The organism is Citrobacter sp. CFNIH10 (genome assembly GCF_002934585.1).
Lineage (GTDB): Bacteria > Pseudomonadota > Gammaproteobacteria > Enterobacterales > Enterobacteriaceae > Citrobacter_A > Citrobacter_A amalonaticus.
On record NZ_CP026216.1, the window covers coordinates 1,420,453 to 1,436,101 of the forward strand.

Consider the following 15,649-nt stretch of genomic DNA (forward strand, 5'->3'; position numbering starts at 1 on the left):
GCTTCGCTTATCCGGCTTACAGAAAGTACATCATCATAGGCCGGATAAGGCACAGCCGCCATCCGGCAACCCCCCTAACTCCGACGTCCCCGTCTCTGCGTATAAATCGCATCCGTCACGAAGATCGCCAGCGCGACCCAGATAAAGGCAAATGTCACCATTTTATCCGCGCCCGGCACTTCACCGTAGAACGTGACGGCCAGCAGGAACATCAGCGTCGGGCCGATGTACTGGAAGAAACCCAGCGTAGAAAGGCGCAGGCGCGTCGCCGCACCGGTAAAGCACAGCAGCGGAACCGTGGTCACCACCCCGGCGGCAATCAGCAGCAGGTTGAGCGACATCGGGTTCTGCCCCATATGGCTGGTTGAGCTGTCGGCGATACCGAACAGGTAGATGGCGGCAACAGGCAACAGCCACAAAGTTTCCACCAGCATCCCGGTTTGCGCTTCAACGGCGATTTTTTTGCGTACCAGACCGTAAAAGGCAAAGCTGAACGCCAGTCCCAGCGCGATGACGGGTAGTGAACCGAAGGTCCAGAGCTGCACCAGAACGCCACAGGTCGCCAGAATTACCGCCAGCCACTGCATCCGACGGAAGCGTTCACCGAGGAAAAGCATTCCCAGCACAATGTTCACCAGCGGGTTGATAAAATAACCCAGGCTGGCTTCCAGCATATGGTGGTTGTTTACCGCCCAGATAAACAACAGCCAGTTGCCCCCCACGAGTACCGCCGAGAGCGCCAACAGGAAGATCTTTTTCGGTGTTTTCAGCAGCGCTTTTACGCTCGACCACTGTCGGCTAATGCTGATCAGCGCCACCATAAAGAAAAACGACCAGATCACGCGATGGGTCAGGATTTCATCTGCGGGAACATAATAAATTAGCTTGAAGTACGCCGGAGCGATCCCCCAAATAAAATAGGCGGCAAGCGCGAATAACACGCCCAGCCGCGTTTGTTTTGCATCCATCGGGAAAACTCATGTCTGAAATGTAACAACAGTTTACCTGTTTTTACCCCACCATATAAGTGGCGGTGGCGCTGGCAATATAAAGCTGCTCTTCGTTGTGTAATTCCACACGTGCGACGGCGACTTTATTCCCGGCGCGCAGCAGACTGCTGGTGGCGGTAAAGCGATTGCCCCGACCCGGACGCAGGTAGTCTACGCGCAGATCGATGGTCCCCATGCGAGACAGCCGCTGGCGCAGTTCGTCTTCACTGATGGTTTCATGGCGCGTCAGAGTACTGCCGACACACACCAGCCCGGCAGCCACGTCCAGCGCAGAGGCGATCACCCCGCCATGCAGTATGCTTTGCGCCCAGTTTCCCACCATCATCGGCTGATTATTAAACGCCAGTTGGGCAAACTCTTTCTCATAGCGTTCCAGTTCCAGGCCCAGCGCCCGGTTGAACGGCATGTGGTAGACAAACATTTCGCCCACAAGCTTCAGGACTTGTTCAGCAGTCAGTACGGCAGACATACGATTCCAACACTCCATTGGTTAATGAAATGTTGATGTTATGCTTCTTAAATGTTGTTTTCCACTTTAAGACGGGATAACTAACGAGGATGTGTGTAAATATGTAAAATGGTTGGCAGAATAATAGACAAATCAAAAATCTTTCGTTCAGGAGAACAACAAGAATGCGGGCGATTCTGGCTTGGTTGCTACCAGCAGCACTGCTGCCGCTGGCGGCGTATGCGCAAGAGGCGACGGTGAAAGAGGTTCATGATGCACCGGCGGTGCGGGGCAGTATTATCGCCAATATGCTGCAGGAGCATGATAATCCTTTTACGCTCTATCCCTACGATACGAACTATCTGATCTACACCAATACCAGCGACATGAACAAAGAAGCGATCAGTTCCTACAACTGGTCCGAAAATGCCCGCAAAGATGAAGTGAAGTTCCAGCTGAGCCTGGCGTTTCCGATCTGGCGTGGGATTATGGGGCCGAATTCGGTTCTGGGCGCCTCTTATACGCAGAAGTCCTGGTGGCAGTTATCCAATACAAAAGAGTCGTCACCATTTCGTGAAACCAACTATGAACCGCAGCTGTTCCTGGGTTTTGCTACCGATTACCGCGTTGCCGGATGGACGCTGCGCGACGTGGAAATGGGGTACAACCATGATTCGAACGGGCGTTCCGATCCGACATCACGTAGCTGGAACCGTCTTTACACGCGTCTGATGGCGGAAAATGGCAACTGGCTGGTAGAGGTTAAACCGTGGTACGTCATCGGCAGTACCGACGATAATCCAGATATCACCAAATACATGGGCTATTATCAGCTTAAGGTCGGCTATCACCTGGGCGATGCGGTCCTGAGCGCGAAGGGCCAGTACAACTGGAATACCGGTTACGGCGGCGCGGAGCTGGGGCTGAGTTATCCGATGACGAAGCATATTCGTCTCTATACCCAGGTATATAGCGGGTATGGCGAATCGCTGATCGACTATAACTTTAATCAGACGCGCGTCGGTGTGGGTGTGATGCTCAACGATATCTTCTGATCGATGATTGTGTTTTAAACATTGCAGTTTCTCCCTCAGGCGCTGAAAATAGCGCCTGTTTTGATTTAAGCGAACGGGGTTAATGTGGCGCAGGCGGAAGTGTTGAATCTGGAATCTGGAGCTAAGCAGGTTTTGCAAGAAACCTTTGGCTACCAGCAGTTTCGCCCGGGTCAGGAAGCGATCATCGACACCGTCGTTTCGGGGCGCGACTGCCTGGTCGTGATGCCGACCGGGGGCGGAAAATCCCTCTGCTATCAAATCCCTGCCTTACTGCTCAACGGCCTGACCGTGGTGGTTTCGCCGCTGATCTCCCTGATGAAAGATCAGGTCGACCAACTGCTGGCGAACGGCGTGGCGGCCGCTTGTCTGAATTCGACGCAAACCCGCGAGCAGCAGCTTGAAGTGATGACGGGGTGTCGTACCGGACAAATCCGTCTGCTGTATATCGCTCCTGAACGCCTGATGCTGGATAACTTCCTTGAGCACCTGGCGCACTGGAATCCGGTGTTACTGGCCGTGGACGAAGCGCACTGTATCTCGCAGTGGGGACATGATTTCCGCCCGGAATATGCCGCACTCGGCCAGCTCAGACAGCGTTTTCCCACACTGCCATTTGTCGCGCTGACCGCGACCGCTGATGAAACCACACGGCTGGATATTGTTCGTCTGCTGGGACTGAACGATCCCTTAATCCAGATCAGCAGTTTTGACCGTCCGAACATTCGCTACATGCTGATGGAGAAGTTTAAACCGCTCGATCAACTGATGCGTTACGTGCAGGAACAGCGTGGTAAATCCGGGATTATTTACTGTAACAGTCGTGCGAAAGTGGAGGACACCGCCGCGCGTCTGCAAAGCCGGGGCATTAGCGCCGCGGCATACCATGCAGGGCTGGAAAATCACATCCGCGCCGACGTGCAGGAGAAATTCCAGCGCGACGACCTGCAAATCGTGGTGGCGACCGTCGCTTTTGGCATGGGCATCAACAAACCTAACGTGCGTTTTGTGGTGCATTTCGATATTCCCCGCAACATTGAGTCCTACTACCAGGAGACCGGTCGTGCCGGGCGAGACGGCCTGCCCGCGGAGGCGATGCTGTTTTACGATCCGGCGGATATGGCGTGGCTGCGCCGCTGCCTGGAAGAAAAACCGCAGGGACAGCTACAGGATATCGAACGGCACAAGTTGAACGCGATGGGCGCGTTTGCCGAGGCGCAAACCTGTCGTCGTCTGGTGCTGCTTAACTACTTCGGTGAAGGGCGTCAGGAACCGTGCGGCAACTGCGATATCTGTCTTGATCCGCCAAAACAGTATGATGGCGTGAAGGACGCACAGATTGCGCTCTCGACCATTGGTCGGGTAAACCAGCGTTTTGGGATGGGTTACGTGGTGGAAGTGATACGCGGGGCTAACAGCCAGCGTATTCGCGAACTCGGCCACGACAAGCTCAAGGTGTACGGTATGGGGCGCGAACAGAGTCACGAGCACTGGGTGAGCGTGATCCGCCAGTTGATTCACCTGGGCTTCGTTACGCAAAATATCGCCCAGCATTCCGCGCTACAGCTCACCGATGCTTCACGTCCGCTGCTGCGCGGCGAGGTCACCCTGCAACTCGCAGTGCCGCGTATTGTCGCCCTGAAACCGCGCGTCATGCAGAAATCTTTCGGCGGCAATTACGATCGCAAACTGTTCGCCAAACTGCGCAAGCTGCGTAAAGCTATTGCTGATGAAGAGAATATCCCGCCGTACGTCGTCTTCAACGACGCCACGCTGATTGAGATGGCGGAACAGATGCCGGTTTCCGCGAGCGAAATGCTCAGCGTCAACGGGGTGGGAATGCGCAAACTGGAACGCTTCGGTAAAGCGTTTATGGCGTTGATCCGCGCGCACGTTGATGGTGACGACGAAGAGTAGTCAGCCGGGCAAAAAAGTGCCAGGATGGTGACTCACTGAACTGTTTCCCCCGCGAGTATTTTCATCATGTTAATGTTATTTCTCACCGTGGCGATGGTGCACATTGTGGCACTGATGAGCCCAGGGCCGGATTTCTTTTTTGTCTCGCAGACGGCGGTCAGCCGCTCGCGCAAAGAAGCGATGATGGGCGTGCTGGGCATTACCTGTGGCGTCATGGTCTGGGCGGGCATCGCGCTGCTCGGCCTGCATCTGATCATTGAAAAAATGGCCTGGTTACACACTATTATCATGGTCGGCGGCGGCCTGTATCTGTGCTGGATGGGCTACCAGATGCTGCGTGGCGCGTTGAAAAAGCAGGATGTCGCGGCACCCACGCCGCAGGTTGAGCTGGCGCAAAGCGGTCGCAGTTTCCTGAAAGGGTTACTGACGAACCTGGCTAACCCGAAAGCCATCATCTACTTCGGTTCGGTCTTTTCTCTGTTTGTCGGCGACAGCGTCGGTACTGCCGCGCGTTGGGGGATTTTCGTGCTGATTATCGTTGAGACTTTCGCGTGGTTTACCGTGGTTGCCAGCCTGTTTGCGCTGCCGAAAATGCGTCGTGGCTACCAGCGTATGGCGAAATGGATCGACGGTTTTGCCGGGGCGTTGTTCGCGGGGTTCGGTATCCATCTGATCATTTCGCGCTAAGTCTTTGTGCCGGATACGTGCCAGTTGCTATCCGGCAACCGGTCAGGCGTGGCGCGCCGACGCCAGCAGTGCACCCACCAGCATAAACAGCGAACCGAAAACTTTATTCAACGCTTTCATCTGTTTCGGTCCTTTGATCCACAACGCGATACGCTGCGCCAGCGTGGCGTAGCCGATCATCACCACGATGTCGACTGCAATAGTGGTTACACCGAGCACGATGTACTGCATCAGTTGGGGTTCTTTTGGCATCACGAACTGTGGGAAAAGGGCCGCCAGGAAGACGATGCTTTTAGGGTTTGTCAGGTTCACGAATACGGCGCGTTTAAACAGGCGACCGCGCGACTGGGTCTGGGCCATAGCATTCAGATCAATCGCACCGGCGGCGCGCCATTGCTGGATGCCTAACCAAATCAGATAGGCCGCGCCCGCCCATTTCAGCACCTCAAAGGCGATGACGGAGCGTGAAAACAGCGTGCCCAGACCGACGCCGACCAGCACGATATGAATGCCCAGTCCGGCCTGTAACCCGGCAATTGACGCCACTGCGCCGCGATAGCCGTGATTAAGGGAAGTTGTCATGGTATTGATGGCGCCGGAACCGGGCGAAAGGCTCAAAATTATGGATGTCAGCAGGTAGGCGAACCACCATTCAAAAGTCATGAGAAACTCCCTGATTGCACTTTAAATACACTAAATAATTCGAGTTGCACAAAGGCGGCGACGCAGCGAAATCCCAGGCGCGTACAGGGAGTACATGACGGGGATGAGCGAGGAAAGCCAACGCATCTGCAGCTTGAAGTATGACGGGTATATGCCACAATACGCTACTGTTGCGGTGTTGTGTCAGACATGATTAAAAAAACGATTTTTACCTGGTAAACGAGGCTGGATACCCGATGTTTCAGCAGCAAAAAGACTGGGAAACGAGAGAAAACGCGTTTGCGGCTTTTTCCATGGGGCCGCTGACAGACTTCTGGCGTCAGCGTGAGGAAGCGGAATTGACCGGCGTCGGTCGTGTGCCGGTGCGGTTTGTCCGGTTTCGCGCAGCGCATAACGATCGTGTCATTGTCATCTGTCCGGGGCGAATTGAAAGCTATGTAAAGTACGCTGAGCTGGCGTATGACCTGTTTCATCTGGGCTTTGATGTCCTCATTATTGACCATCGCGGTCAGGGGCGTTCCGGGCGTATGCTATCGGATCCTAATCGCGGACATGTCGACAATTTCAACGACTATGTTGATGATTTATCGGCGTTCTGGGGACAAGAAGTGCAGCCGGGACCGTGGCGTAAACGTTATATTCTGGCACACTCGATGGGCGGGGCGATTGCGACGCTGTTTTTGCAGCGCCATCCGCATCAGTGCGATGCGATCGCGCTCTGCGCGCCAATGTTTGGTATTGTGATGCGTTTGCCGGACTGGATGGTACGCCATATCCTCGACTGGGCCGAAGGTCATCAGCGTATCCGGGAAGGGTATGCGATCGGCACCGGACGCTGGCGGGCATTGCCCTTTGGCATGAATTTATTAACGCACAGTCGACAACGCTATCGGCGTAATTTACGTTTTTATGCCGATGAGCCGCAGCTGCGCGTCGGCGGCCCAACCTTTCACTGGGTACGGGAAGGCATCCTGGCGGCTGAACAGGTGCTGGCAGGCGCGGGCGATGACGCCACGCCAACTCTGCTGATTCAGGCTGAAGAAGAGCGTGTGGTGGATAACCGCATGCACGAACGTTTTTGTGAACTCCGCGCCGCAGCGGGCCATCCTGTCGAAGGGGGGCATCCGCTGGTCATTAAAGGCGCTTACCATGAGATCCTTTTTGAAAAGGACGCTATGCGCTCAGTTGCGCTTCAGGCTATCGTTGATTTTTTCAACAAGCATAACTCATCAGCGGAAACCGCTTTGCTCAGAGGTTGAATTTTTATATGTATCAGATTGTTGCGTCTGATTTAGATGGCACACTGCTTTCTCCCGACCATACCCTATCCCCCTACGCGAAAGAGACATTGAAGCTGCTGACCGCACGCGGCGTTAACTTTGTCTTTGCGACCGGTCGACATCATGTCGATGTGGGGCAGATTCGCGATAATCTGGAGATTAAGTGCTATATGATTACCTCCAACGGCGCGCGTGTGCATGATATGGATGGCAATCTGGTGTTTACCCATAATCTGGACCGCGATATTGCCAGCGATCTGTTTGGGGTGGTGAACGCGAACCCGGATATCATCACTAACGTCTATCGCGATGACGAATGGTTTATGAACCGCCATCGTCCGGATGAAATGCGATTTTTCAAAGAGGCGGTGTTCCATTACTCGCTGTTTGAACCGGGTTTACTGGAGCCGGAAGGCGTCAGCAAAGTGTTCTTCACCAGTCATTCTCATGACGTCCTGCTGCCGCTGGAACAGGCTATTAATGCGCGCTGGGGCGATCGGGTGAACGTGAGCTTCTCCACGCTCACCTGTCTGGAAGTGATGGCGGGCGGCGTGTCGAAAGGCCATGCGCTGGAGGCGGTCGCCAACGCGATGGGTTACAGCCTCAAAGACTGCATCGCCTTTGGCGACGGGATGAACGACGCTGAAATGCTGTCAATGGCAGGCAAAGGCTGCATTATGGCCGGGGCGCATCAACGCCTGAAGGATCTGCATCCGGAACTGGAAGTGATCGGCTCTAATATCGACGATGCGGTGCCGCATTATCTGCGCGATCTCTTCTTACGCTAAGATGAATGCTGATTAATTAATCAGTTGTCAACTTAACTCTCCGCTACAATGGATACTCCATATTCTACGAGATATCCATTGTGGCGTTACTGATCATTACCACGATCCTGTGGGCTTTCTCCTTCAGCCTGTTCGGGGAATACCTTGCCGGGCACGTCGATAGCTACTTTGCCGTGTTGGTTCGGGTCGGTCTGGCGGCGCTGGTATTCCTGCCTTTCCTGCGTACGCGCGGGCACAGCCTGAAAACTATCGGGCTTTATATGCTGGTGGGAGCCATGCAGCTTGGCATCATGTATATGCTGAGTTTCCACGCTTATCTCTATCTGACTGTCTCTGAACTGCTGCTGTTTACCGTGTTGACGCCGCTCTATATCACGCTGATTTACGATCTGATGAGTAAACGGCGGCTGCGCTGGGGGTATGCGTTTAGCGCGCTGCTGGCGGTGATTGGCGCAGGGATTATTCGTTATGACCAGGTGACCGATCACTTCTGGACTGGTCTGCTGCTGGTACAGCTTTCCAACATCAGTTTTGCCATCGGGATGGTGGGCTATAAACGCCTGATGGAGACGCGCCCGATGCCCCAGCATAACGCCTTTGCATGGTTTTACATCGGCGCGTTTCTGGTGGCGGTAGTTGCCTGGTTCATGTTGGGCAATGCGCAGAAAATGCCGGAAACCACGCTCCAGTGGGGAATTCTGGTGTTCCTGGGCGTGGCCGCTTCAGGCATCGGCTACTTTATGTGGAACTACGGCGCGACACAGGTTGATGCGGGGACGCTGGGTATTATGAACAATATGCATGTGCCCGCAGGGCTGCTGGTCAACCTGGCTATCTGGCACCAACAGCCCCACTGGCCAAGTTTTATTACGGGTGCGATGGTGATACTGGCTTCACTGTGGGTGCATCGAAAGTGGGTCGCTCCGCGCTCCGAACAAACGGCAGATGATCGCAGGCGTGATTGCGCGCCGATCGAATAAACGCCTCAGTCACCGGCTGGCGCTGCTCGCCATCACGCACGGCGGCGTACAGGCGGCTCCATAAGCCCTCTCCCAGGGTTCTGGTCACCACCAGGCCCTGGCGTTCAAAACTCTCCACGACCCAGTGCGGCAGGGCAGCAATGCCCATGTTTGCCGCCACCATCTGAATCAACAGCAGAGTATTATCCACGCTTTTCAGTGACGGGCTGACCCCTGCGGGCTGAAGAAAATGACGCCAGACGTCCAGTCGACTGCGTTGTACCGGATAGATCAGCAGCGTTTCGCTGGCTAAATCTTCCGGGGTGATCTGCGTTTTGCTGGTCAGCGGATGCTCGGGTGCCAGCACCAGGCGAACTTCAAAATCAAACATCGGAGAATAATGCAGCCCGCTGCGCGGCAGAATGTCAGAGGTCATCACCAGATCGAGCTCGTCCTGCTGGAGCGCCGGTTGGGGGTCAAACGTCACGCCGGATTTAAAATCCATCTCCACCTGCGGCCATTTGGCGCGGAAGTTTTCCAGCGCCGGGGTCAACCACTGAATACAGCTATGGCACTCAATGGCGATACGCAGACGGGTTTGTTGTGGTTCGTTGCAGGCCTGCAACGCGCGGTTAATTTGTGGCAGAACCTGACTGGCCAGTTGCAACAGGATCTCACCCTGTGGGGTGAAACGCAGCGGCTGACTTTTACGTATGAATAGCCGAAAGCCAAGGCGCTGTTCCAGATCGCTGAACTGGTGAGACAGGGCGGATTGGGTCTGATGCAGCGTCGCCGCGGCGGCTGCCAGTGACCCGGTATTCCGCAACGCCTGGAGCGTTTTCAGGTGTTTAATCTCGATCATGAAAGTCCTTCACTTCGGCATGAACAAATTGCGCTTGAGGAATATACAGTAACTGTCAAATATGGATGTGTAAACATCCAGACGTCCAAAATCCTTCGTATTTTAAATTTATGGTGCGTTGGCTGCGTTTCCCCGCCCTGGTTACTTACTGATGTAAGCTCCCGGGGATGAGCAAACTTGCCACCTTCCCTGAATTAAAAATCCATAGGATTTACATATAATTAGAGGAAGTAAAATGACAATACTGAATCACACCCTCGGTTTCCCTCGTGTTGGCCTGCGTCGCGAGCTGAAAAAAGCGCAAGAGGGCTACTGGGCGGGTAATGTGACCCGTGAAGAACTGCTGGCGGTGGGCCGCGAACTGCGGGCGCGTCACTGGGATCAGCAAAAGCAGGCAGGTATCGATCTACTGCCGGTCGGCGATTTTGCCTGGTACGACCATGTTCTGACCACCAGCCTGCTGCTCGGTAACGTCCCGGCGCGTCATCAGAACAAAGATGGTTCCGTCGATATCGACACCCTGTTCCGCATTGGTCGCGGTCGTGCGCCGACCGGCGAACCGGCTGCGGCGGCAGAAATGACCAAATGGTTTAACACCAACTATCACTATATGGTGCCGGAGTTCGTTAAGGGTCAGCAGTTCAAACTGACCTGGACACAACTGCTGGATGAAGTAGACGAAGCGCTGGCGCTGGGTCACAAGGTGAAACCTGTGCTGCTCGGCCCGGTCACTTACCTGTGGCTGGGCAAAGTAAAGGGCGAGTCGTTCGATCGCCTGAGCCTGCTGAAAGACATTCTGCCGGTTTACCAGCAGGTGCTGGCGGAACTGGCAAAACGCGGCATCGAGTGGGTGCAGATCGACGAACCCGCGCTGGTGCTGGAACTGCCGCAGACGTGGCTGAACGCCTTCAAACCGGCCTACGATGCGCTTTCCGGGCAGGTGAAACTGCTGCTGACCACCTACTTTGAAGGTGTGACGCCTAACCTTGATACCATTGCCGCGCTGCCGGTACAAGGACTCCACGTTGACCTGGTCCACGGTAAAGATGACGTGACAGCGCTGCACAAACGCCTGCCGACTGACTGGCTGCTGTCTGCCGGTCTGGTCAATGGACGCAACGTCTGGCGTGCCGATCTGACAGAAAAATATGCCCAGATTAAAGATATCGTAGGCCTTCGCGATCTGTGGGTGGCCTCGTCCTGCTCATTGCTGCACAGCCCGATCGACCTGAGCGTTGAAACGCGTCTGGATGCGGAAGTGAAGAGCTGGTTTGCCTTCGCCCTGCAAAAGTGTGGTGAACTGACGCTGCTGCGCGATGCGCTGAACAGCGGCGATACCGCCGCCATCGCCGAATGGAGCGCACCGATTCAGGCGCGTCGCCACTCGACCCGTGTGCACAATGCAGCAGTGGAAAAACGTCTGGCGGCCATCACCGCGCAGGACAGCCAGCGGGCGAACCCGTACGAAGTGCGCGCTGAGGCTCAGCGTGCGCGCTTCAACCTGCCTGCATGGCCGACGACCACTATCGGTTCTTTCCCGCAGACTACTGAAATCCGCGGCCTGCGTCTGGACTTCAAAAAAGGGCAGCTTGATGCTAACAACTATCGCACTGGCATCGCGGAGCATATTAAGCAGGCGATTGTTGAGCAGGAACGCTTAGGCCTGGACGTGCTGGTCCACGGTGAAGCCGAGCGTAACGACATGGTGGAATATTTCGGTGAGCACCTCGATGGTTTTGTTTTCACCCAGAATGGCTGGGTGCAGAGTTACGGCTCTCGCTGCGTGAAACCGCCGGTGGTGATCGGCGACGTCAGCCGTCCGGAAGCGATCACCGTAGAATGGGCGAAGTATGCTCAGTCGCTGACTGACAAACCGGTAAAAGGCATGCTGACCGGCCCGGTGACCATTCTCTGCTGGTCCTTCCCGCGTGAAGACGTCACCCGCGAAACCATCGCCAAACAGATCGCGCTGGCACTGCGTGATGAGGTGGCGGATCTGGAAGCGGCAGGCATTGGCATCATTCAGATTGATGAACCCGCACTACGCGAAGGGCTGCCGTTGCGTCGTAGCGACTGGGCGGCTTATCTGGCGTGGGGCGTGGAAGCGTTCCGTATCAACGCGGCGGTGGCGAAAGATGATACCCAGATCCACACCCACATGTGTTACTGCGAGTTTAACAACATCATGGATTCTATTGCCGCGCTGGATGCTGACGTGATCACCATTGAGACCTCACGTTCCGACATGGAGCTTCTGGAGTCGTTCGAAGAGTTCGACTATCCGAACGAAATCGGACCGGGCGTGTATGACATTCACTCGCCGAATGTCCCGAGCGTAGAGTGGATTGAGGCGCTGTTGCAAAAAGCGGCACAACGTATCCCGGCTGAACGCCTGTGGGTGAACCCGGACTGTGGCCTGAAAACCCGCGGTTGGCCGGAAACCCGCGCCGCGCTGGCGAACATGGTGAAAGCCGCGCAGAATCTGCGTCAGGCGTGATCTTCCTGGGCCCGGTAAGGCGAAGTCGCCACCGGGCCTGTTGTCGGGGGGCGGTTCAGACCTGCGTTATTTCTTACTTCCGTACTGTGCAAACCACGCCAGCATTCTTTGCCAGCCGTCTTTGGCAGATTCTTCGTGATAGCTCGAGCGGTAGTCGGCATTGAAGGCATGACCGGCATCAGGATAGACAACAATCTCCGTATTGGCGTTAGCGGCGCGTAAGGCCTGGCGCATGGTCTCCACGCTCTCCTGTGAAATACTGTTATCCTGACCGCCGTACAGACCCAGCACCGGGGCGTTCAGATCGGTCGCCACATCGACAGGATGTTTCGGCGAATTCAACGACTTATCGCCAACCAACTTCCCATACCAGGCTACAGCGGCTTTCAGTTGCGGGTTATGCGCCGCGTACAGCCACGTAATACGTCCGCCCCAACAAAAGCCAGTGATCATCAGACGATGAACATCGCCACCGTTGCGGGACGCCCAACTGGCGACGTGATCCAGATCGGCCAGAACCTGAGAATCCGGCACTTTCGCCACCAGACCGCTCAATAGCGTGGGAATATCGGCGAAATCATTGGGATCGCCTTCGCGGAAGTAGAGTTCTGGCGCGATAGCCAAATAGCCGTCCAGCGCCAGACGACGGCAGATGTCGCGGATATGTTCATGCACGCCAAAGATTTCCTGCACTACAATGACCACAGGCAGTGGGCCATTGCTCTTTTTCGGCCGGGCGTGAAACGCCGGCATCTCGTCCCCCTGAGAAGGGATTGACGTAAAACCCGCGACGATGGCGTCGTCCGGGGTATGCACTGAGGTAGAGGCAATAGGGGATGCTGCAGGTGCAAAACCGGTTTGTGGTGTTGATGTCATGGTATTCTCCGTACCCTTAGAAAAATAGCGCACTATTAACTATAGACAGCCTTTAACCATTCACACTGCCTCAAACGGCTCGCTTTTTGTGCAAAGAAAGAGAAAGTTGGGCTATTGATGTGATGTTGATCACTTTTTGTAGGTAAATTCATGCAAATGAATTGCATCATGGTGATAGCGGTCACGAAAATATCTTAAGTCCTTCGGTAAAGTGTCTTTTTGCTTCTTCTGACAAAAACCGAATCACAGAGGAGTTTTATATGTCCAGGTCTGACGTTTTTCATCTCGGCCTCACCAAGAACGATTTACAAGGGGCTACGCTGGCTATCGTCCCTGGCGATCCGGAACGTGTAGAAAAGATCGCCGCGCTGATGGAGAAGCCGGTTAAACTGGCATCTCACCGTGAATTCACTACCTGGCGCGCAGAGCTGGACGGTAAAGCCGTCATCGTCTGCTCGACCGGTATCGGCGGCCCATCAACTTCTATAGCGGTGGAAGAATTGGCTCAGTTGGGCATTCGTACTTTCCTGCGTATTGGCACCACGGGGGCCATTCAGCCGCATATCAATGTCGGCGATGTTCTGGTCACCACGGCGTCCGTTCGTCTGGATGGTGCGAGCCTGCACTTTGCGCCGATGGAGTATCCGGCAGTCGCTGACTTTGAATGCACCACCGCGCTGGTTGAAGCGGCAAAATCCATCGGTGCCACAACTCACGTGGGCGTAACTGCATCTTCTGACACCTTCTACCCAGGCCAGGAACGTTACGACACTTTCTCCGGTCGCGTAGTACGTCGTTTCAAAGGCTCCATGGAAGAGTGGCAGTCAATGGGCGTGATGAACTACGAAATGGAGTCCGCCACGCTGCTGACCATGTGTGCAAGCCAGGGCCTGCGCGCCGGGATGGTTGCGGGGGTAATCGTCAACCGCACCCAGCAAGAGATCCCGAATGCGGAGACGATGAAACAAACTGAAAGCCATGCGGTGAAAATCGTGGTGGAAGCGGCACGTCGTCTCATCTAATTCTCTTCTCTTCCGTAAACAAGGCCGACGCGTTCGGCCTTTTGCTTTTACGCGATTATTTGCGTACCGCCTCGCAGGAAAGTTCTTTAAAACTGGACGTTTATACAGCACAATTCTATTTTGTGCGGGTGATGTATGGCGTCGGGAGGCATTTTGGATATCTCAATCATCATTTATGCGGTTATTGCGCTGGTGGGCATTGCGCTTGGCTGGCTGATAGCCAGCTATCAGCATGCGCAACAGAAAGCCGAACAATTCGCTGAACGTGAAGAGATGGTTGCGGCATTAAGTGCTGCCAAACAACAGCTTGCCCAAAGTGAACACTGGCGTGATGAGTGCGAGTTGCTCAATAACGAATTACGTAGCCTGCGCAGCATTAACACCTCGCTGGAAGCGGATCTGCGTGAAGTGACCACGCGAATGGAAGCCACACAGCAGCATGCGGAAGATAAAATTCGCCAGATGATCAACAGCGAGCAGCGTCTGAGCGAACAGTTTGAAAACCTGGCAAACCGAATCTTTGAGCAAAGCAATCGCCGGGTTGATGAGCAAAACCGACAGAGCCTGAATGGGCTGCTGACGCCGCTGCGTGAACAACTGGACGGTTTCCGTCGCCAGGTTCAGGACAGCTTTGGTCAGGAAGCGCGAGAACGTCACACCCTGGCGCATGAAATTCGCAATCTTCAACAGCTTAATGCACAAATGGCCCAGGAAGCGGTCAACCTGACGCGTGCACTAAAAGGCGATAATAAAACGCAGGGGAACTGGGGCGAAGTCGTACTCACCCGTGTGCTGGAAGCATCCGGACTGCGTGAAGGTTATGAGTACGAAACGCAGGTCAGTATCGAGAATGACGTTCGTTCCCGCATGCAGCCCGACGTAATTGTACGTTTACCGCAGGGAAAAGATGTGGTGATCGACGCCAAAATGACGCTGGTGGCCTATGAGCGCTATTTTAATGCGGAAGACGATTACACCCGCGAAAGCGCGCTTCAGGAACACATTGCTTCGGTGCGTAACCATATTCGCCTGTTGGGACGTAAGGACTACCAGCAGCTTCCGGGGCTGCGCACGCTGGATTACGTGCTGATGTTTATCCCGGTGGAGCCCGCGTTTCTGTTAGCGCTCGACCGACAGCCCGAACTGATTACTGAAGCGCTTAAAAATAATATTATGCTGGTCAGTCCCACGACATTACTGGTGGCGTTGCGAACCATTGCGAATCTTTGGCGTTACGAACATCAAAGCCGTAATGCGCAACAGATTGCGGACCGTGCGAGTAAGCTCTATGACAAGATGCGGCTGTTTGTCGACGATATGTCCTCCATCGGGCAGAGTCTGGACAAAGCGCAGGATAACTATCGTCAGGCGATGAAAAAGCTGTCGTCGGGGCGCGGCAACGTGCTGGCGCAGGCCGAAGCGTTTCGCGGCTTAGGGGTAGAAATTAAGCGCGAGATTAACCCTGAACTGGCGGAACAGGCCACAACGCAGGATGAAGAGTATCGGTTGCGATCGGTACCTGAAGAGCAGGAAGATGCATCTTATTCCGACGATGACGGGATAAAGCAGCAATCGAATTAGTCCGTTC

The 15,649-nt window shown here is 54.8% G+C and carries 14 protein-coding genes; 9 read left to right on the forward strand and 5 right to left on the reverse strand.

Annotated features, from left to right (window positions below; genetic code table 11):
- Positions 1–74: 74 nt before the first annotated feature.
- Positions 75–968, reverse strand: a complete 894-nt coding sequence (gene rarD / locus C2U53_RS10290; RefSeq protein ID WP_104445874.1) for an EamA family transporter RarD — start codon at positions 966–968, stop codon at positions 75–77.
- Between the two features lie 43 nt (positions 969–1,011).
- Complete coding sequence (gene yigI, locus C2U53_RS10295; RefSeq protein WP_042998813.1) at positions 1,012–1,479, reverse strand: acyl-CoA thioesterase YigI; 468 nt, start codon at positions 1,477–1,479, stop codon at positions 1,012–1,014.
- Between the two features lie 164 nt (positions 1,480–1,643).
- Here yigI and pldA point away from each other — a divergent pair, with 164 nt between their 5' ends.
- The 3 genes from pldA to rhtC all read left to right on the forward strand — a co-directional run bounded on the left by pldA (position 1,644) and on the right by rhtC (position 5,114).
- Positions 1,644–2,513, forward strand: a complete 870-nt coding sequence (gene pldA, locus C2U53_RS10300) for a phospholipase A (RefSeq protein ID WP_042998814.1) — start codon at positions 1,644–1,646, stop codon at positions 2,511–2,513.
- An 84-nt stretch (positions 2,514–2,597) separates the two neighbouring features.
- Positions 2,598–4,427 (forward strand): ATP-dependent DNA helicase RecQ, encoded by a 1,830-nt coding sequence (gene recQ, locus C2U53_RS10305; protein ID WP_042998815.1) that lies wholly within the window; start codon positions 2,598–2,600, stop codon positions 4,425–4,427.
- A gap of 66 nt (positions 4,428–4,493) precedes the next feature.
- Positions 4,494–5,114, forward strand: coding sequence for a threonine export protein RhtC (gene rhtC / locus C2U53_RS10310; protein WP_042998816.1), 621 nt, complete (start codon positions 4,494–4,496; stop codon positions 5,112–5,114).
- Between the two features lie 42 nt (positions 5,115–5,156).
- Here rhtC and rhtB read toward each other — a convergent pair whose 3' ends face one another.
- Positions 5,157–5,777 carry a homoserine/homoserine lactone efflux protein gene (gene rhtB / locus C2U53_RS10315; protein ID WP_054176993.1) on the reverse strand — a complete coding sequence of 207 codons (621 nt, stop codon included), beginning with the start codon at positions 5,775–5,777 and terminating at the stop codon, positions 5,157–5,159.
- Between the two features lie 236 nt (positions 5,778–6,013).
- Here rhtB and pldB point away from each other — a divergent pair, with 236 nt between their 5' ends.
- The 3 genes from pldB to bioP all read left to right on the forward strand — a co-directional run bounded on the left by pldB (position 6,014) and on the right by bioP (position 8,825).
- A complete protein-coding gene (gene pldB, locus C2U53_RS10320) occupies positions 6,014–7,036 on the forward strand; it encodes a lysophospholipase L2 (RefSeq protein WP_042998818.1) in 1,023 nt (340 codons plus the stop codon).
- Between the two features lie 8 nt (positions 7,037–7,044).
- Positions 7,045–7,845 (forward strand): sugar/pyridoxal phosphate phosphatase YigL, encoded by an 801-nt coding sequence (gene yigL / locus C2U53_RS10325; RefSeq protein WP_042998819.1) that lies wholly within the window; start codon positions 7,045–7,047, stop codon positions 7,843–7,845.
- Positions 7,846–7,925: 80 nt separating this feature from the next.
- A complete protein-coding gene (gene bioP / locus C2U53_RS10330) occupies positions 7,926–8,825 on the forward strand; it encodes a biotin transporter (RefSeq protein ID WP_042998820.1) in 900 nt (299 codons plus the stop codon).
- Here the strand turns inward: bioP and metR are convergent.
- On the reverse strand, positions 8,713–9,666 hold the full coding sequence (gene metR, locus C2U53_RS10335) for an HTH-type transcriptional regulator MetR (RefSeq protein WP_104445875.1): 954 nt from the start codon (positions 9,664–9,666) through the stop codon (positions 8,713–8,715). The genes bioP and metR overlap by 113 nt on opposite strands.
- A gap of 235 nt (positions 9,667–9,901) precedes the next feature.
- Between metR and metE the strand changes: the two genes are divergently transcribed.
- The gene (gene metE, locus C2U53_RS10340) at positions 9,902–12,163 is read left to right on the forward strand and encodes a 5-methyltetrahydropteroyltriglutamate--homocysteine S-methyltransferase (protein WP_104445876.1); all 2,262 of its coding nucleotides are present in this window, start codon (positions 9,902–9,904) and stop codon (positions 12,161–12,163) included.
- 66 nt (positions 12,164–12,229) lie between these two features.
- On the opposite strand, the gene C2U53_RS10345 is transcribed toward metE, so the two are convergent.
- Positions 12,230–13,039, reverse strand: a complete 810-nt coding sequence (locus C2U53_RS10345) for a dienelactone hydrolase family protein (protein WP_042998823.1) — start codon at positions 13,037–13,039, stop codon at positions 12,230–12,232.
- Positions 13,040–13,299: 260 nt separating this feature from the next.
- Here C2U53_RS10345 and udp point away from each other — a divergent pair, with 260 nt between their 5' ends.
- Together udp and rmuC are read left to right on the forward strand one after the other, a co-directional pair.
- The gene (gene udp / locus C2U53_RS10350) at positions 13,300–14,061 is read left to right on the forward strand and encodes a uridine phosphorylase (protein ID WP_042998824.1); all 762 of its coding nucleotides are present in this window, start codon (positions 13,300–13,302) and stop codon (positions 14,059–14,061) included.
- A 153-nt stretch (positions 14,062–14,214) separates the two neighbouring features.
- Complete coding sequence (gene rmuC / locus C2U53_RS10355; protein ID WP_044267347.1) at positions 14,215–15,642, forward strand: DNA recombination protein RmuC; 1,428 nt, start codon at positions 14,215–14,217, stop codon at positions 15,640–15,642.
- The last annotated feature ends 7 nt before the right edge of the window (positions 15,643–15,649 follow it).